The following is a 19,246-nucleotide window of genomic DNA, read 5'->3' on the forward strand; positions in this document are numbered from 1 at the left end:
CATTCTGCTGGTCTGCAAGAAAACCAGACACGACCTGTTATGACTATCGAACACACGGGAATGATTGCGCCATGAAGACCAACGATACAATCGCCGCCATTGCGACCGCGCCCGGACGTGCCGGTGTGGGTATCATCCGTATTTCCGGCCCCCTTGCCTTTCCGATTGCCAAACAGCTACTCGGATTTGAGCCGCGCCCACGCTATGCGCACTATGGTCCCTTTACGGCCGGAAACGGCGATATCATTGATGAAGGCTTGGGGCTTTACTTTCCCAACCCGCATTCATTTACCGGCGAAGATGTGTTTGAGCTACAAGGCCACGGCGGCACGGTCATTCTTGATTTGCTGTTACGGGAAGTCTGCAATCAGGGCGCACGGCTGGCGCGTCCAGGCGAGTTTTCAGAACGCGCATTCCTGAACGATAAAATGGACCTCACCCAGGCCGAAGCCATTGCTGACCTGATCGAGAGTAGTTCGGAACAGGCTGCACGGTGTGCCCTTCGCTCCCTGCAGGGGGCTTTTTCCACCCGCATCGATGCACTCGTTGGCGCGCTGACTCATCTGCGTATCTATGTCGAAGCGGCGATAGATTTTCCTGAAGAGGAAATCGACTTCCTGGCTGATGGCAAAGTCGCAGGCGATCTCGACATCATCATGTCCGATCTCGATATCATTCTGGCTGAAGCCCAGCAGGGCTCGATTCTGCGTGATGGCATGCGAGTCGTCATCGCCGGGCGACCCAACGCTGGAAAGTCGAGTTTGCTTAACGCCCTGGCGGGTCGCGAGGCGGCTATTGTCACGGCAATTGAAGGAACAACCCGCGATGTTCTGCGGGAGCAGATCCACATTGATGGTATGCCATTGCATGTGATTGATACTGCCGGTCTGCGAGACAGTCCCGATGAAGTCGAGCAAATTGGTATTGCCCGGGCCTGGAACGAGATTGAGCAGGCCGACCGAATTTTGTTAATGGTCGACGCCAGTACGACCCGGGAAACCGAGCCTCACGCCATCTGGCCTGACTTTATCGACCGGCTACCTGAATCGGCACCGGTGACGGTTATCCGCAACAAGGTGGATTTGTCCGGCGAAGCCGTCGGGCTTGTGGATAACGCGATTGCGCCGGTTATCCGACTGGCCGCCAAGTCTGCCAGCGGGCTGGATATATTGCGTGATCACCTCAAGCAATGCATTGGCTTCGCAAGTACCACGGAAGGGGGATTTCTGGCCCGAAGACGGCATCTGGATGCCCTGGAAAAGGCGCGGGAATCATTGATCCAGGGCAAAGCTCAGCTCGAAGGCTTCGGTGCTGGCGAACTGCTGGCCGAGGATCTGCGCATGGCGCAGGATTCACTGGGCGAGATAACCGGTGCCATGACGCCGGATGACCTGTTGGGCAGGATTTTCAGCAGTTTCTGCATCGGGAAATAACAGGGTTAATTCATGGGCCTGCGAGTTATCTTCCGGGCTGGTACTGTGTATGGCGGGATCCCGGATGCAGGGCTCTTTGTTGGGTCCGGTACTCCGAAATAGATCGAACCCGGGCCCGAACCCGACATTCGAGATGACAGAATGTAAAAGTGAACGCGAATTCACTTTTTATTCAAAAGCTTACAGAAGCCAGCTTTACAAAAAGGAACAGCGAATCAGGCGTATCAAGGCTTTGCATTAGGGTAGACTTTCTGACGGCTTATAAATCCGGATCGGTGTGATCCGCGACAAACAAAGACCGCATGGAGATGATCTAACAATGCGCAAAGTGACAGCTCTTTGCTTGCTGGCCCTTTCTCTGGCAATGCCCGTTGGCAGCCAGGCGGCAGACAAGCTCTATTTTTACACCGAGAACTTCCCTCCCTATAACATGAGTGCGTCCGGCCGGGCGTTCGAGCACAATGGTGATCAGATTGATGGCCTGTGTACCGAGATGGTGAAAGCCATCATGTCCCACACCAAGCTCGACTATGCGATCAAGCTGCGGAACTGGGATTACGGCTACAAGCGGGTACTGGACAAACCCAATCACGGGATTTTCTGCACCACCTACACTGAAGACCGCGCGCCCCAGTTCAAGTGGGTCGGTCCTTTGACGACCAACCTGTGGACAATTTTCGGGCCCAAAGACACCACCTTCAAGATGGATGAGCTGGAGGACGCCAAAAATAAGAAGATTGGGGGCTATCGGGGTGACGTGATGACCGAGTATCTGGTCAAGCGTGGCTATACGGTATCCCAGATCGACAGTGATGATCTGAATCCCAAGCGTCTGGAGCTGGGACAGATTGAATTGTGGATCGCCGATCGTCTGGCAGGCCCCTATTTTGCCTCCCAGCAGGATGTGGAAGGCCTTGTTCCGGTTTACTCGTTTAACCAGACAGAACTTTATCTGGCGATGAACCCGGAAACACCTCAGCCAGTGATTGATGAACTCAACAAGGCACTGGAGAAGGTAAAGGCGTCTGGCATGTACGAGGCAATTGAAGACAAGTACGGCCTGTAAAGTCTGTCACCGGTGGTATTTTAACGGTGTTCCTCTGTGCCGGATCAGCAGCGCGCGGATCCGGCACAGAGGCAAGACAGAAAACCGACCGCTTTAATTACTCACTGTGCGCTGTTCGCCAGCCGGCCGGGACTGCCAATATAGAGGTCGTTGGAACGTTTGGTGCTTGGCCCTTTGGTAATCACCACCGTGTGCACCGACACCACCACATCCCGCCCGGGCTGAGTGAAGCGGATACCGTATCCGGCATCATCACCGCTCCGGTCACGTTCGAAGGTCTCCGATTGCCAGTCTGGTCCCAGACATTCGCTTACCTGCGCCGATACCGTATCAAAGCGCTTCCTCGCCACTTCGTCATCGGGCGCTTTGAGCGAGCACACATAAGCTGAGTCCGTGTTCGCCCAGGCCCATATTTCGCAGCGTCCTTTCACGATTTCCTGCTTTGCGCGGTAGAGCGTCAGTGCATTGAAGTTACTGGCTTTGCCTCGCAGATTCTCAAAGCCGGTATCGTAACTCTCGATTGTTTGCTGAAGGGCTCCGCAGCTGTCGTCAGTCCCGGGTTCAGCGGTTTGCAGGGCGCTGCAACCGCTTAGTGTCAGACCGAGGACGCAGTTGGCAATGGGGAGATGCATAGATTTCATGGATTATTCGCCGTGTTTGACGTCATCAGAAAGTACTTCGGCGACCGCAGCAGCAAAGTCATGGGCTCCGGCGCTGAGTGATGCCGGGTTAACCGTATTGGAATAGAGTTCCCAGACCGCCTGTTCTGTCTCGACATCATAAAGTGTGGTTTTCAGAACGAAGACTTTTTTCTCATTGTAGTAGCCAGGCTCAACGGTGGTTTGCATGTAGTTGTTGACCTGGGTCCCGATGCCAACACTGACAGGGCGCTGGACCACCTGAGTGGGCACATAGTTTTTCTCATCTTCCCGCCGCACCAGCGTGACAACCAGCACTCCGTCGGTCTTGCCGGCTTTGGCCTGCTTGCTTACCAGCGCTTTCATCGCGGCTTTGTCATCCCATGGCAGTTCGGCCGAATCGCCGGGCAGTCGAAACACCCGGAAACCCCGGTCGATCAGGCTGTCGGCCAGCGCCTTTTCAGTCGCATCACGGTAGGCCCGGTTGGCCGTTACGGCCAGAACCAGCAAGGATTCATATTGTTTATCGCCGGAAACTGACGATTGGCGATCGGTGACTTCTGTGGAACTGGATGTCATACAACCGGTGGCTATCAATGCGGTGGCCACGATGACGAGTGATATCAGGTACCGGTAAGCGCTTTTCATGAAGTGTCCTTACAGTCAGGTGTTGTGGATAACCCCGGAACAGGTAATGCACCCGCGCCGCTGAATGCTTTGATTATGGCATTATTTAGCGGGTGTACGGTGCAGGGGCAAGTCACATTCCTGAAATAGCAGCACTAACGGTTGGCGGTGCAGGCCCTATCCATAAAAAACCCGGCCGAAGCCGGGAACCCTGGAGAACGGTCAATAGGGAAAGCGCTAGCCGGTGAAGGCCATGTCGTCTGCATCCAGCTGCATCAGATTGCGCGTGGGTGACAGCATGCTGGTGGCGTGGGACTGGGCCCGGGGCAACAGGCGCTCGTAATAGAATTCCGCGGTTGCCAGCTTGGCCTTGTAGAAAGCCTCTGATTCCTGACCGCCATTTTCCAGTTTGTCTGAGGCGACAACCGCCATGCGTGCCCACATGTACGCCATGGTCACGTAGCCACTGAACATCAGGAAGTCATGAGCCGCCGCGCTGATGACGTCGCGATCTTTGCGAGCGGCCAGCATCAGGCGCAGGGTCAGCACATTCCATTGCGCAGCCAGCTTCAGCAGCTCCCATACCAGGGGGCGTACCTGTTTGTTGGCCAGGTGTTTGCGGGCAAAATTGGAAATACGCAGGGTGAAGTCCCGTACCGCCCCGCCCTGAGTTGCCAGCATCACTTTTCGGCCCAGCAGGTCGAGTGCCTGAATACCGGTGGTGCCTTCATAAAGCGTTGCGATTTTGGTGTCCCGTACGATTTGTTCCATACCGTGTTCGCGGATGTAGCCATGACCACCAAAAACCTGCATGCCGTGGTTGGCGGCTTCAAAGCCCAGCTCGGTCAGGAACCCCTTGAGGATCGGCGTCAGGAAGCCCAGTTTGTCGTCGTAAGCATTGGCTTTCTTCTCGTCGCCGGATAGATGCCCTTCGACCATGTGATCCGCCAGTCGAGCGGCGTCATAGAGCATCGCCCGGCCACCTTCTGCAATGGCTTTCTGGGTCAGCAGCATGCGGCGTACATCGGCGTGATGGATCAGGCTGTCTGCGACGTGATCGGCGTCCTTTTTGCCGGACAGGGCCCGCATGGAGCGGCGGTCCTTGGCATATTCAAGTGCCCACTGGTACGACAATTCAGCCGGACCGACGCCCTGGATGGCGGTCCCGATACGGGCGGTGTTCATGAAGGTAAACATGCAGTTCAGGCCTTCATTTTCAGGTCCGATCAGATAGCCGGTGGCATCATCAAAGTTCATCACGCAGGTAGCAGATGCCTTGATGCCCATTTTCTTTTCCAGGCTGCCACAGCTGACGCCATTGGCCTCACCCAGACTGCCGTCGTCATTGACCTTGATCTTGGGCACAATGAACAGTGAAATGCCGCGGGTGCCTTTGGGTGCATCCGGCAGACGTGCCAGTACAATGTGCACAATATTTTCAGTCAGGTCATGATCACCGGACGAGATAAAAATCTTGGTGCCGCTGATCTTGTAGCTGCCATCGCCCTGAGGCTCTGCTTTGGTTTTAACCTGGCCCAGATCGGTACCGCACTGGGGCTCGGTCAGGCACATGGTGCCGGCCCAGCGGCCTTCAGTCAGCGGTACCAGATAGGTTTGTTTCTGCTGGTCGTCGCCATGCAACTGAATGGTATTCATGGCACCCAATGACAGGCCTGGATACATACTGAACGACCAGTTGGCGGTGCCCATCATTTCCTGTTTCAGCAGCCCCATGGACGCGGGCAGTCCCTGACCCCCGACTTCTTCCGGCGCAGAAAGGCCTTGCCAGCCGCCCATCACATATTGATCGTAGGCTGCCTTGAAGCCCTTCGGTGTGGTGACCTTTCCGTCTTCCAGTTTGCAGCCTTCTTCGTCACCGGTTTGATAGAGCGGGCTCAGGACTTCTTCGCAGAACTTGCCGCACTCAGTCAGGATGGCATCCACAATGTCTGGTGTTGCGTTCTCACCGGATGCCAGCGATGCATAGTGGCTGGGATAGTCGAACACCTCATTAAGCAGAAATGTCATGTCGCGCAGGGGCGCCTTGTACGTTGGCATACGGGAACCTCGATTCATTCTGTTTGGCCCGGCCTGATCAGCATGTCGCTATTCAGGCATTGGCGTTGGGTTATGTTTTACGGCAAAGCGAGGGAGCTGCCATTGACGAAAACCGCCTGGGGGTCTGTCGAAGAAGCCAATTGGCTCAAATGACGGTGCGCTGCCGGGCAGGCGTTGGCAGCCTGTTATGCCATTTCGGTTGGCGGGTTTGTAAAGACAGGCTTAATTGCTACTGGCTGGAATGAAACGCCGGCGCTGGTCCGCCTGCTGTGAAGGGGCGTAGTTCACAGTGGGCCCGGTTACTTTTCCGGCCTTTGGCTGTTTCCTGATGTTTAACCCTTCGAACCACGAGTGTAAAAATCATGCAAAGACGTTTGTTTCAGCGATTTCAGACTGGTTTACAGACCCTTATCGGGGTAATTTCGATAGGCGTATTATTAGTAGGCTGCGCCGGGCCGACGCTTTCAGACTATCAGGACAAAGGCCCGCAGCTGACGCCACAAGCCTTTTTTGACGGCAAACTGACCGCACAGGGGATCGTCAGGGATTACAGCGGTGAGGTGATTCGCACCTTCGAGGCGGATCTTACCGGCCGCTGGGATGCCGATGGTGTGGGCACTCTGGATGAAGAGTTCCGCTTTGACGACGGTGAAGTTCAGACCCGCACCTGGACCCTGACACCTGAAGGCAACGGCCTGAAGGCTACTGCCGGTGACGTGGTGGAACCCGGCTTCATGGAATGGCGTGGTAACGCGATTCATATGAATTATGTACTGCGCATCCCTTATGGTGACGACACTCTGGATGTGCGGATGGATGACTGGATGTTCGCAACGACTGCAGACACGGTGATCAACCAGACCGAGATGAGTAAATGGGGTGTCACGGTAGGTGAGCTGGTACTGGTTATCCAGCGTGACACAACGGCCCGGTAGCGGGCGCTGACATACAACCGGATTGCAGACATATCCGGTCGCTTCAGGGTGGAAAGGGTAATGGGCAAGCAGCTCCTGATAGGCTTTTTGGTGCTGGTCGTGGCAGGCGGCGGGGCGGCTGCGCTGTGGTGGCAGCAACAGGCCGAGGCAACAGCGCAGCAGCAGAGGGTGCGGCCCGCCGGGAAGGTCAATGTGGTGCATCCACGGATGACCAGTGTGCACGATGTGGTCGAATCTGTTGGCACCTTGCAGGGGCGTGAGGAAGTGATGATCACGGCCGAGGTAAATGGGCGTATCGTCAAGTTGAACTTCACCGAAGGCCAGCCCGTCAAGAAAGGTCAGTTACTGGTGCAGCTGGATGATCGCCAGGCCCGGGCAGATCTTCGGGTTGCCGAGGCTCAGTTGAAGGATGCCAAAACCCAGTATGACCGCGCTTCCCGGCTGGTTTCCCGAAACAGTATCTCCGAATCCCAGGTCGATGAACTGCGCACCACTATGCAGGTAGCGGAAGCCCTCAAGTCTGCAGCAGAAATCCGCCTTGCCAATCATCGCATCGAAGCACCCTTCGCCGGAGTGGTCGGTCTTCGCCAGGTCAGTACCGGGGCCTATCTCAACGTGGGTGACAGTGTTGCCACCCTGGACAGCGTGAACCCGATGGAGCTGACTTTCTCGATCCCCGAACGCTATCTGGGGCAGGTCAAGCTGGGTCAACCACTCAGCGGCCTGACGTCAGCCTTTCCGAATCAGCGCTTTGAAGGCCAGCTATCGGAGATGGGAGCGCGCCTGAATTCCCTGAGCCGCACCTTGCCGGTCAAAGCAGTCATCAAAAACGAAGATGGCCGTTTGCGTCCGGGCCTGTTCATGGCCGTGTCGCTGACGCTTGATACCCGGGATGCCCTGGTCATTCCGGAGCAGGCCGTGTTAACCCGCGGAGATAGCCAGTATGTGTTTGTGGCGGTGGACGGACAGGCGCGCCGGCAACTGCTGAAACTGGGCACCCGAGAGCCTGGTCAGGTTGAGGTGATTGAAGGCCTGACCCGGGATGATGCGGTTATTGTGACCGGTCAGGACCGGCTCAGTAGCGGGGACCCGGTGACCGTTCTGGACAGCGACGATTCCCTGCTTGGCGACGACTGGCAACAAAGCCAGGAGGGCTAACGGGTGATTCTTTCCGATATTTCAATCAAGCGCCCCGTTTTTGCCACGGTTATCAGTTTGCTGATTCTGGTATTCGGCATCGCCGCTCTGCGGGGCCTGCCGGTAAGGGAGTATCCGGATATCGACCCTCCCGAAGTGTCGATCTCGACTGACTATACCGGTGCCGCTGCGGAAGTGGTGGATACCCAGATTACCCAGGTGATTGAAGGCGCTATCAGTGGCGTTGAGGGGATTCGGTCAATCGAATCCAGTACCGAACAGGGCGAATCACGCACCTCAATCGAATTCGATACTTCCCGGGATATTGATGTGGCCGCGAATGATGTGCGGGACGCGGTTTCCCGCATATTGAACCAGCTTCCCGAAGAAGCGGATCCCCCGGTTGTCAGCAAAGCCAATTCCGATGCCCGCCCGATGATGTGGGTGACGCTGCAGAGCGACACCTGGGACAGCGCCCAACTCAGTGACTTCGCCGAAAGGGTGCTGGCTGATCGGCTGTCTGTCCTGGATGGGGTGGCTGACGTGCAGATAGGCGGCGAGCGCCGCTATGCGATAAGGGTCTGGCTGGACCGCGAAAAGCTGGCAGCCCGGGACATTACTGTTGCAGAGGTGGAAAGTGCCCTGCGGTCCAACAACGTGGAACTACCGGCAGGGTCAATTGAGTCCACATCAAGGGACTTTACGGTGCGGGCCGAAGGTCGGCTGTCCAATGTGGAGGAATTCCGCAACCTGGTGGTGCGTCGGGACGGCAACAACCTGCTGCGGCTGGGGGAAGTGGCCAACGTAGTGATGGGGGTCGAGTCCGATACCAGCCGGTTGCGGGCGAATGGCCGCACGGCAATCGGAATGGGCATTATCCGTCAGTCCAAGGCCAACACGGTTGCGGTCTCTGACCGGGTGCAGGCGGAGATGGAGCAGATCCGCGAGACCTTGCCGCCGGAAGTGTCGATTCGCCAGAACTACGACGAGTCTATCTTCATTCGGGCGTCCATCAAGGAAGTGATGATCACCCTGGCAATTGCCATCTCGTTGGTGATTCTGGTGATTTTCGTATTCCTGCGCTCCTGGCGGGCTACCCTGATTCCGGCGGTGACCATCCCGGTATCGGTGATAGGCTCGTTCGTCGGGCTGGGCATTATGGGGTTCTCCATCAACGTACTGACGCTGCTGGCGATTATCCTGGCCATCGGTCTGGTAGTGGATGATGCGATCGTGATGCTGGAGAACATCCAGCGTCGGATCGACAACGGTGAGCCGCCGCTGCTGGCGGCCTATCATGGGGCCCGTCAGGTCGCGTTTGCTGTGATTGCCACCACCCTGACGCTGGTGGCGGTCTTTGTACCCATTTCATTTATGGGGGGCAACATAGGCCGCCTTTTCAGCGAATTCGGATTTACCCTTGCCAGCGCGGTGATTGTATCCAGTATTGTGGCGCTCACGCTGGCCCCCATGCTGTGTTCCAAATGGCTGCACCACAGCCCGGTATCGGCCGAAGGCCATCGGTTATGGGCGGCTACCGAGCGCGGGTTCAATAGCCTTAACCGGGGCTACGAGCGCATGCTGCGGTTCTCGTTGCGTCAGCCAGGCCTGCTACTCGGGATCGGTTTGGCCGGTATTCTGCTTGCAGCGGTCATTTTCCCCAGCCTGCCGCAGGAGCTTGCGCCCACCGAAGACCGGGGCATTATCATCATGCCGGCCACGGCACCCCGCGGTGCCACGGTGGAATACACCGACCATCATGTGCGGCAGATCGAACAGCAGCTCAAGCCTTATCTGGACTCTGGCGTAGTGGACCGGCAGCTGTCGATTGTGGGCTTCCGTGACGAAGCTGACCGGGGGTTCCTGATTCTGGGGCTGAAAAACTGGGATGAGCGGGAGATGAAGCAGCAGGATCTCACTGCAAAACTCTTCCCTTTGCTTGCCGACGTGCCGGGTGTCCGGGCTGTTGCAGTGAACCCGCCAGGGCTGGGGCAGCGAGGCTTTAATCAGCCTATCGAATTTGTGATCGGCGGTCCTGACTATGAAACCGTACAGGCGTGGAGCGAGGAAATCCTGGAGCGCGCCAAAGACAACCCGAACCTGCAGAATCTGGACACCGACTTCGAGCTGACCCGTCCGGAGTTGCAGGTTACGCTGGATCGTGAACGCGCCGCAGACCTGGACGTGACGGTCGAAGACATCGGGCTGACCCTGCAGACCATGCTCGCCTCCCGTCAGGTGACAACCTACATCGACCGTGGCCGCGAATACGATGTCATTCTGCAAGCTGCCGATGCAGATCGGGCGACTCCCAGTGATCTCAGCAATATTTTCCTGCGGCCGCGGGACGGCGGTGATCTGATTCCGCTCGGCGCTTTGGTGGACACCAAAGAAATCGGCGCCAACCCGGATTTACGCCGGATAGACCGGCTGCCGGCCGTGATTATCAGTGGCTCGCTGGCGCCGGGTTATGATCTGGGATCAGCACTGGATTACCTCAATACTCTGGCTGTGGATAACTTGCCGCCGGAAGCGCGGATCAGCTACAAGGGCCTGAGTCGGGAGTTCCAGGAATCCTCCAACGCCATCTACGTCACCTTTGCGCTGGCGTTCGTTATCGTGTTCCTGGTGCTGGCGGCGCAGTTTGAAAGCTGGATTCACCCGCTGATTATCATGCTATCAGTGCCGTTGGCGATCACCGGGGCCTTGTTGGCACTGGCGATGACAGGGATCAGCATCAACATCTACAGCCAGATCGGGATGATCATGCTGCTTGGCCTGATGGCAAAGAACGGGATCCTGATCGTCGAGTTTGCTAACCAGCTGCGGGATGAAGGCTACAGCGTGCATGACGCCATTGTTGAAGGCGCCATCCTGCGTTTCCGGCCAGTACTGATGACCACAATCTCCACCATTTTTGGTGCCGTTCCGCTGGTGATCGCAACCGGCGCTGGCGCCGAGAGCCGTGCGGCTATCGGCGTGGTAGTGCTGGGCGGTCTGATTTTCGCCTCCACCCTGACGCTGTTTATTATCCCCGTGCTCTACAACCTGATCGCGCGATTCGCCAAATCGGCCAACGCCGTAGAACGGGAATTAGGCCAGCAATTGGATCAGCAGCGTGGTGTTGGCATGGACGCAACCACCGAAACAGGAAGCCCATTTCGGAAAGAATAATCAGCGCGGTCAGGAGCAGTGCGCTGGTCTCCCGGTGCGACACACTTGCCTGTCGCACCGGGTTAACGGAAAATCCCGCCACTTCAAGGAATCTAGAATCTTGCGGGTAAGGACACTATTCCATGTCTCAGGACAGTCAGTTCCGACTGCTTCAGAAGCGTCGTTTTCTTCCGTTTTTTCTGACCCAGTTTTTAGGCGCATTCAACGATAATCTGTACAAGAATGTGCTGCTGTTGCTGATGGCCTATTCCGCAACGGCAGGGGTTATGGGCTTGCCGGTCAATATGGCGGTCAACCTGGCCGCCGGCCTGTTTATTCTTCCCTTCGTGTTGTTTTCCGGTGTTGCCGGGCAGCTTGCCGACAAGTGTGAGAAGTCGATGATCATCCGCCGTATCAAGCTGGCGGAAGTGGTGATAATGCTGATGGCGGCTCCGGCACTTTGGTATGGCTGGTACGAGGCGTTGTTTGTGCTGCTCTTCCTGATGGGCGTTCAGTCGACATTTTTCGGCCCGGTGAAATACGCAATCCTGCCTCAGGTGCTGGTGCAGGATGAGTTGATTGGCGGTAACGCACTGGTTGAAACGGGAACCTTCGTCGCCATTTTGCTGGGTACACTGGCGGCCGGGTTGGCAATGGGGCTGGAAAACGCAGCACAGGTCGCCGCTGCAGGGGTGGTGGTCATGGCGGTGTTGGGCTATCTGTCGGCCCGTGCCATTCCCCATGTGCAAGCCGAAGCACCAGATCTGGTGGTGCGCCTGTCGCCTATCCGGGAAACCCGGAACCTGATCATCCTGACCCGGGAAAACCATGCTGTGTTTTTGGCGATCATGGCGATCTCCTGGTTCTGGTTTCTCGGCGCCGCTTATCTCACCCAGTTTCCCAACTTCGCCCGAATGGATCTGCTGGGCGACGAGTCCGTTGTGACCGTCCTGCTGGCCACGTTCATTGTCGGTATCGCGCTGGGCTCAATGTTATGTGAGCGGCTGTCGGGCCATCGGGTGGAACTGGGTATCGTACCGCTGGGGTCGCTGGGCCTGAGTCTGTTCGGTATTGATCTGTACTTCAGCGTGCCATCATCGCCAGCTGCTTCCGACTGGTGGTTCATGCTGTCAGATCCGGCGGGACTGCGCATTCTTATCGATCTGTTCGGCGTTGGCCTGTTTGGTGGGCTGTTCATCGTGCCGCTTTATGCCTTCGTGCAACAGGAAACCGTGCCACGCAAGCGGGCCCGGGTGATTGCAGGCCTGAATGTGATCAATGCTTTGTTTATGGTGGCAAGCGCACTGGTCGGCATGTTGTTGCTGGGGCCTTTTGGTTTATCGATTCCGGAATTCATTCTGGTGCTGTCGATTGCCAATCTGGTGGTGGTTGCGTTTATCTATCATCAGGTGCCGGAGTTCGCGCTGCGGTTCATCATCTGGTGTCTGTCTCACACCCTTTACCGCGTCCACCATGAAGGGCTGGAGCTGATACCGGAAGAGGGACCGGCTCTGCTGGTGTGCAATCACGTGTCCTATATGGATGCGCCGGTGATTGGCGGCGCTATCCGGCGTCCGGTGCGGTTTGTAATGGACGATCGTATATTCAATTCAAAGCAGCTGGGATGGCTGTTTCGGTTGGCGCAGACCATTCCCATTGCGCCCCGCAGCAAAAAACCGGAAGTGTACGCAGCAGCGATGGCCAGTATTGCCGACGAGCTGGCAGCGGGGCATCTGGTGTGTATTTTTCCGGAAGGCAAACTCACGACAGACGGCGAGATCGATGAATTCCGCTCTGGTATCGAGACGCTGGTGGCCCAGACACCGGTGCCGGTCGTGCCGATGGCACTTCGCGGGCTCTGGGGCAGCGTCTTTAGTCACAAGGGCGGGCCTGCGGGCACCCATCTTCCGCATCGGTTCTGGTCCCGGATCACATTGGCGGCCAGCGCGCCCTGGCCACCTGAACGGGTCACAGCAAAGGGTCTGGAAGGTGAAGTTCGGCGGTTGAGCGCGCTGCGATTCTGAAACGGTTTAAAATGTGGATAAGTTCAGGGATAACCTTGGGGTATCCCTTGAATATGTTTTTATGTTTTATTAAAAATCAAAAGGTTACGTAAATAAAAAGTCCATTTTGAAGTGATCAGTGATGTGGATAACTTTATTGAAAACTTTTCTCAGGATACCGCTACAAGCAACTGACATTGCAGCTTTTTTCTATATCCGGCTCATCGAATTCAGATCGCTGCCTGTCGCTGGTTAAAAAATATCCATCGCCACTGCATTTCACTGATATAAACGGTATACTTTGCGCCCGTTTTCTTTGTGTCCCAGAGGTGTAGAGTGGAATTCCCTGATCGTTTCGACGTAATCGTAATCGGCGGCGGCCATGCCGGTACCGAGGCTGCCCTGGCGGCGGCGCGCATGGGTTCCCGCACGCTGCTGCTGACGCACAATATTGAAACCCTGGGCCAGATGTCCTGCAACCCTGCCATTGGTGGCATTGGCAAGAGCCATCTGGTCAAGGAAATTGACGCGCTGGGTGGCGCTATGGCGTTGGCCACTGATCTGGCGGGTATCCAGTTCCGCACCCTGAATTCACGCAAGGGGCCTGCGGTTCGTGCGACGCGCGCGCAGGCTGACCGGGTGCTGTACAAAGCTGCAATCCGCGAGATTCTGGAAAATCAGCCAAACCTCACCATCTTCCAGCAAGCCGCTGATGATCTGATTGTCGAGAACGATCAGGTGCGGGGTGTTGTCACTCAGACCGGCATTCAGTTCAATGCCGAAACCGTAGTGCTCACCACCGGGACTTTTCTGGGTGGCGTTATCCACATCGGTTTGCAGAATCATTCCGGTGGTCGCGCCGGTGATCCCCCGGCGATCAAGCTGGCGCAGCGATTACGCGAGCTGCCGTTCAACGTCGGTCGTCTGAAAACCGGCACGCCGCCGCGCATCGACCGTCGTACCGTGGATTTCTCGGTGATGCAGGAGCAGTGGGGTGATAGCCCGACGCCCGTGATGTCATTCATGGGCTCCCGTGAGCAGCATCCCGAGCAAGTGTGCTGTTATATCACGCGTACCACTGAAGAAACCCACGACATCATCCGTAGCGGTTTCGATCGTTCGCCGATGTTTGCCGGTGAAATCGAAGGCGTTGGCCCGCGCTATTGCCCGTCGATTGAAGACAAGGTCAATCGCTTTGCCGACAAGGATTCGCACCAGATTTTCGTCGAGCCGGAAGGGCTCACCACCAACGAGCTATACCCCAACGGCATTTCGACCAGTCTGCCGTTTGATATTCAGCTCAAAGCCGTGCGCTCGATTCCCGGTTTTGAAAATGCCCACATTACCCGTCCGGGCTATGCCATCGAATACGACTACCTGAATCCTCAGGATCTGCGGCATACGCTGGAAACCAAGTTTATTGGTGGTCTGTATTTTGCCGGCCAGATCAATGGCACCACGGGTTACGAGGAAGCAGGTGCCCAGGGGCTGCTGGCGGGTGTCAATGCCGCACTGCGGGCGCAGGAAAGAGACGCCTGGTATCCGCGTCGTGATGAAGCCTACCTGGGCGTGCTGGTAGATGACCTGATCACCATGGGCACGTCCGAGCCCTATCGCATGTTTACCAGCCGGGCGGAGTACCGCCTGATCCTGCGTGAAGATAACGCCGATCTGCGTCTGACCGATGTGGGCCAGAAACTGGGACTGGTTGACGAGGCACGTTGGCAGCACTTCAATGCCAAGCGGGATGCGATTCAGGCTGAGCGCAGCCGTCTCGACAATACCCATGTGCACCCGAAAACGCCCCAGGCTGAAATCGCTGATCAGTATCTCCAGAAGCCGCTTCACCGCGAGCACACGCTGGCCGATCTGCTACGCCGTCCGGAAATCAATTATGCGCACGTCGCTGAGATTAGCGGTGAGCATGCGGAAGAAGTCGTTGCCGGACAGGTGGAAATCGAGGTGAAATACGAGGGTTATATTTCACGCCAGGAAGCGGAAATTGATCGCTTGCGTCGCAACGAAAACCTGCCCCTGCCGATTGATATCGACTACCAGTCCATCGGTGGCCTGTCGAACGAGATCAAGCAGAAGCTTGGCGAGGTGCGGCCCGAAACCGTGGCCCAGGCATCACGGATTCAGGGTGTTACACCCGCTGCGATTTCTCAGTTGCTGGTGCATCTCAAGAAACGGGACCTGTTGCGCAAGCAGTCGGCGTAAGACTTATGACAGACCCAAAATGGCCGGACCAGTTGGCGTCCGGACTGACTGAACTGGGATTGTCGTTTGACGCGGCAACTCGGTCCCGGTTGCTGGCGTTCCTCGCACTTCTGCAAAAATGGAACAAGGCCTACAATCTGACGGCTGTGCGCGACCCTGCCGAAATGGTATCGCGGCAATTGCTGGACAGCCTGTCTGTACTCCCGCATATTCAGGCGGACCGCATACTTGATGTAGGCGCGGGGGGTGGTCTTCCCGGTATCCCGCTGGCCATCGTCTGTCCTGATCGTCAGTTCACACTACTGGATGGCAACAGCAAAAAAACCCGTTTCCTCAAGCAGTGCGTGCTGGAATTGAAGCTGTTCAACGTTGAGGTTATCCATGCCCGGGCGGAGGATTTCGTGCCGGCACAGCCGTTTGATCAGATTACCAGTCGTGCTTTCACGGCACTGGAAAATCTGGTCAACTGGTGCGGCGATCTACTCGCTCCAACGGGCCATTTTCTGGCGATGAAAGGCCAGTTTCCGGAAGAGGAGGTTGCCCGGTTACCCGCTCAATGGCAGGTAAAGGACGATATCCGGTTGTCGGTGCCCGGTTGTGAAGGTGCCCGTCACTTGCTTATCATTGATCGCGTTTAACACACAGGAGGTAAACCATGGCGCGAGTCATCGCGGTGACCAACCAGAAAGGCGGAGTGGGTAAAACCACCACCTGCGTGAATCTGGCTGCCTCCCTGAGTGCGACAAAGCGCCGGGTGCTACTGGTGGATATGGACCCCCAGGGCAACGCGACCATGGGCAGTGGCATCGACAAGAATGCGCTCACCTTGTCCGGCTATGATGTGTTGACCAAGCGCCAGACAGCAGCGGATGTCATTATTCCGGCTGAAGCCTCCGGTTTCGATATTTTGCCTGCCAATGGTGATCTGACAGCTGCGGAAGTCGAGCTGATGAACGAGATCGGTCGCGAACACCGTCTGCGACTGTCGCTTAACAGTGTGCGTGACCGCTACGACTATATTCTGGTGGATTGCCCTCCGTCGTTGAACCTGTTGACCGTCAACGCCCTGTCAGCTTCCGATAGCGTGCTGATTCCGATGCAGTGCGAATACTACGCTCTGGAAGGACTGGCAGCCCTGATGAACACGGTCGAACAGATCCAGGAGACGGTGAACCCCGAGCTTGTGCTCGAAGGCATCCTGCGCACCATGTACGATCCGCGCAACAGTCTGACCCTCGACGTGTCCTCGCAGCTCAACGAGTATTTTGGTGATAAGGTCTACAAGGCGGTGATCCCCCGCAATGTCAGGCTGGCGGAAGCGCCCAGCTACGGATTGCCGGCGCTCAAGTATGACCGTGCGTCAAAAGGTGCCATTGCCTATCTGGCGCTGGCCGGTGAAATGGTCCGGCGCAACGGTCAGCAGCGTCCGGCTCGACCGGTTGCGGTCTGACGGTTTATTTCCCGGGCTACGGCCATAACATTTCTTCGAAAACACTTATAAAAGAATGACAGACACCATGGCGGCGAAAAAACGAGGATTAGGTGAGCGTGGTCTGGGCGCGTTACTGGCGGGCTCCAAGGTCAACATGGATCGTGGCGAAGTTAACGAGCACGACGGCCAGCTGCGGGAAATCCCTGTCGACCTGATCCAGCGGAGTCGTTACCAGCCCCGGCGTGACATGGATCAGACCGCCCTGCAGGAGCTTGCCGATTCGATTCGTCAACAGGGTGTGATGCAGCCAGTTGTGGTCCGTCCTCTGGCAGAAGGCAGCTATGAACTGATTGCCGGCGAACGTCGCTGGCGCGCCACGCAGCTCGCGGAACTCGACCGGATTCCGGCCATTATCCGGGATGTGCCTGACGAAGCCGCGATTGCCATGGCGCTGATCGAGAATATTCAGCGCGAAAACCTTAATCCCATCGAAGAAGCATTTGCTCTCCAGCGCCTGCAGGATGAATTCGGACTGACTCAGGCACAGGTTGCCGAAGCTGTGGGCAAATCACGCACTACCATTACCAACCTGTTGAGACTGATCGGACTGGTTGAGGATGTGCGGGTGATGCTCGAACATGGCGACCTGGAGATGGGGCATGGTCGCGCCATGCTGACCTTGCCGCCTGAGCAGCAAATGCAGATCGCCCGGCAGGTCGTCGCCAAATCACTGAGCGTGCGTCAGACCGAAGCCCTGGTGCGCCGTATTCAACAGGAAAACCCCGAGCAGAAATCGCGCAAGAGCGAGGTGGATCCGAATATTCGCCGCCTTCAGGATGATCTTGCGGACCGACTGGGCGCCAGTGTCAAGATCGACCATGGCAACCGGGGTAAGGGAAAACTGGTTATAGAATACAGCTCGCTTGATGAGCTCGATGGGATTTTGGGCCATATAAAGTAATTTGGCCGCTGTCATCACGCCCAATTGCAACGCTAGCTTATGTCACTAAAGGCGACGCTTTCTGGTTAAAGACACTACATCTAGTGTCATGTTTCTCATGGGATAACTAGCCTGTGCACTGCGCGCGCCAAATCGGGGCAATCCGGCGTGCTCTCTGCCCTGTTTGGTTGATTCATTACACTCGAAAACATATAATCTGCGGCGCTTATGTGCAGGCGGACCGTCAATCAGGTCGGGTTCCTGCCACCGTTGATGCTGGGACAAAGATGGCGAATGTTAAGACACAGGGTATCCATCGTCCGCCCGTCCTGAGGTGGCTTGTTTTTCAGACCTTCATGGTCGTCCTGATTGCTCTGGCCTTTTGGGTCAGAGGAAATGTTGCCGCATACTCAGCACTGGTGGGGGGCTTTATTTTTGTGCTTCCCAACGCGTATTTCGCGAGAAAAGCCTTTCGCCACGCTGGCGCGCGCTCCGCGAAACAGATTGTCAGCTCTTTTTATCAGGGTGAGGCCGGAAAGCTCATCCTGAGTGCCGTCTTTTTTACGATGGCCTTTAAATGGATTCAGCCACTTGATGTGGCAGCACTTTTTCTAACATTTGCGATCATGCTAGTGATCAACTGGCTGACGCCACTTCTTGCAAGTGGCCGACCGCAGCGACGCTAACAGGACCTGAGAGAGCACTATGGCAGGCACTGCATCAGAATACATCCGGCACCACCTTCAGAACTTGACCTATGGCAACTTGCCGGCGGGGTACGAGCGCGCTGACGGCTCTGTGCTGAACGACAGCACCTGGACAATCGCGAAAAATGCGGCAGAAGCGTCCGATATGGGCTTCTGGGCTGTTCACGTGGACTCGCTGGGCTGGTCTGTGTTGTTGGGCGTTATTTTCCTGGGGCTGTTCCGGATGGCCGCCAAGAAAGCGACCAGCGGCACCCCGGGCGGCCTGCAGAACTTCGTAGAGGTCATGGTTGAGTTCGTGGACACCAGTGTTAAAGAGACTTTCCACGGTCGCAACAAGGTCATCGCGCCGCTGGCATTGACCATCTTCTGCTGGATTTTCCTGATGAACCTGATGGATCTGGTTCCTGTCGACTTCCTGCCGTGGCTGTTCCACGCTGCCGGTGTTGAGTACATGAAAGTGGTACCGACCACCGATGTGAACGTGACGCTGGGTATGTCACTGTCTGTCTTCCTTTTGATTATCTTCTACAGCATCAAGATAAAAGGTGTTGGCGGCTTCATGAGTGAGCTGACCATGCATCCTTTCTCTTCGGATAATATTTTCCTCAAGATCCTGTTGGTGCCAGTCAACTTCCTGCTGGAAGGTGTGAGTCTGCTGGCCAAACCTGTTTCACTTGCGCTACGTCTGTTCGGTAACCTTTACGCCGGTGAATTGTTGTTTATCCTGATTGCACTGCTTCCCCTGTGGGCACAATGGACGCTGTCTGTGCCCTGGGCGATTTTCCACATTCTGGTTATCACGCTGCAGGCCTTCATCTTTATGATGCTGACCATCGTGTACCTGAGTATGGCGCACGAAGATAACCATTAAGCTTTAACTAAACCGAAAACCCAAAA

General features: G+C 56.4%; 15 protein-coding genes. 12 read left to right on the top strand and 3 right to left on the bottom strand.

The window, feature by feature from the left end:
- The first annotated feature begins 71 nt into the window (after positions 1–71).
- Positions 72–1,433 (top strand): tRNA uridine-5-carboxymethylaminomethyl(34) synthesis GTPase MnmE, encoded by a 1,362-nt coding sequence (gene mnmE / locus ACUN9X_RS02785; protein ID WP_445472122.1) that lies wholly within the window; start codon positions 72–74, stop codon positions 1,431–1,433.
- Between the two features lie 319 nt (positions 1,434–1,752).
- Positions 1,753–2,499, top strand: coding sequence for a substrate-binding periplasmic protein (locus ACUN9X_RS02790; RefSeq protein WP_445472123.1), 747 nt, complete (start codon positions 1,753–1,755; stop codon positions 2,497–2,499).
- Between the two features lie 101 nt (positions 2,500–2,600).
- Here the strand turns inward: ACUN9X_RS02790 and ACUN9X_RS02795 are convergent, their stop codons facing one another.
- From ACUN9X_RS02795 to ACUN9X_RS02805, 3 genes are all read right to left on the bottom strand, one after another.
- Entirely contained in the window at positions 2,601–3,140 is a 540-nt protein-coding gene (locus ACUN9X_RS02795) for a hypothetical protein (RefSeq protein WP_445472124.1), read from the bottom strand.
- A gap of 3 nt (positions 3,141–3,143) precedes the next feature.
- A complete protein-coding gene (locus ACUN9X_RS02800) occupies positions 3,144–3,785 on the bottom strand; it encodes a hypothetical protein (protein WP_445472125.1) in 642 nt (213 codons plus the stop codon).
- A gap of 216 nt (positions 3,786–4,001) precedes the next feature.
- The gene (locus ACUN9X_RS02805) at positions 4,002–5,822 is read right to left on the bottom strand and encodes an acyl-CoA dehydrogenase C-terminal domain-containing protein (protein WP_445472126.1); all 1,821 of its coding nucleotides are present in this window, start codon (positions 5,820–5,822) and stop codon (positions 4,002–4,004) included.
- Between the two features lie 362 nt (positions 5,823–6,184).
- Between ACUN9X_RS02805 and ACUN9X_RS02810 the strand changes: the two genes are divergently transcribed.
- The 10 genes from ACUN9X_RS02810 (at position 6,185) to atpB (ending at position 19,220) form a co-directional block, all read left to right on the top strand.
- Positions 6,185–6,757 (top strand): DUF3833 domain-containing protein, encoded by a 573-nt coding sequence (locus ACUN9X_RS02810; RefSeq protein WP_445472127.1) that lies wholly within the window; start codon positions 6,185–6,187, stop codon positions 6,755–6,757.
- A gap of 60 nt (positions 6,758–6,817) precedes the next feature.
- Positions 6,818–7,915, top strand: a complete 1,098-nt coding sequence (locus tag ACUN9X_RS02815) for an efflux RND transporter periplasmic adaptor subunit (protein ID WP_445472128.1) — start codon at positions 6,818–6,820, stop codon at positions 7,913–7,915.
- A gap of 3 nt (positions 7,916–7,918) precedes the next feature.
- Positions 7,919–11,068 (top strand): efflux RND transporter permease subunit, encoded by a 3,150-nt coding sequence (locus ACUN9X_RS02820; protein ID WP_260039156.1) that lies wholly within the window; start codon positions 7,919–7,921, stop codon positions 11,066–11,068.
- A gap of 122 nt (positions 11,069–11,190) precedes the next feature.
- Positions 11,191–13,071: an MFS transporter gene (locus tag ACUN9X_RS02825; protein ID WP_445472129.1), complete on the top strand. Its 1,881-nt coding sequence runs from the start codon at positions 11,191–11,193 to the stop codon at positions 13,069–13,071.
- Positions 13,072–13,386: 315 nt separating this feature from the next.
- Positions 13,387–15,270, top strand: a complete 1,884-nt coding sequence (gene mnmG, locus ACUN9X_RS02830; RefSeq protein ID WP_260039152.1) for a tRNA uridine-5-carboxymethylaminomethyl(34) synthesis enzyme MnmG — start codon at positions 13,387–13,389, stop codon at positions 15,268–15,270.
- Positions 15,271–15,275: 5 nt separating this feature from the next.
- Positions 15,276–15,908, top strand: coding sequence for a 16S rRNA (guanine(527)-N(7))-methyltransferase RsmG (rsmG, locus tag ACUN9X_RS02835; RefSeq protein ID WP_260039150.1), 633 nt, complete (start codon positions 15,276–15,278; stop codon positions 15,906–15,908).
- Between the two features lie 17 nt (positions 15,909–15,925).
- Positions 15,926–16,720 carry a ParA family protein gene (locus ACUN9X_RS02840; RefSeq protein WP_260039148.1) on the top strand — a complete coding sequence of 265 codons (795 nt, stop codon included), beginning with the start codon at positions 15,926–15,928 and terminating at the stop codon, positions 16,718–16,720.
- Positions 16,721–16,787: 67 nt separating this feature from the next.
- Positions 16,788–17,663 carry a ParB/RepB/Spo0J family partition protein gene (locus ACUN9X_RS02845; protein ID WP_260039147.1) on the top strand — a complete coding sequence of 292 codons (876 nt, stop codon included), beginning with the start codon at positions 16,788–16,790 and terminating at the stop codon, positions 17,661–17,663.
- A gap of 266 nt (positions 17,664–17,929) precedes the next feature.
- A complete protein-coding gene (locus ACUN9X_RS02850; protein ID WP_260039145.1) occupies positions 17,930–18,328 on the top strand; it encodes a F0F1 ATP synthase subunit I in 399 nt (132 codons plus the stop codon).
- A gap of 19 nt (positions 18,329–18,347) precedes the next feature.
- A complete protein-coding gene (gene atpB, locus ACUN9X_RS02855) occupies positions 18,348–19,220 on the top strand; it encodes a F0F1 ATP synthase subunit A (protein WP_260039143.1) in 873 nt (290 codons plus the stop codon).
- The last annotated feature ends 26 nt before the right edge of the window (positions 19,221–19,246 follow it).

It is taken from the genome of Marinobacter sp. V032, from assembly GCF_052645435.1.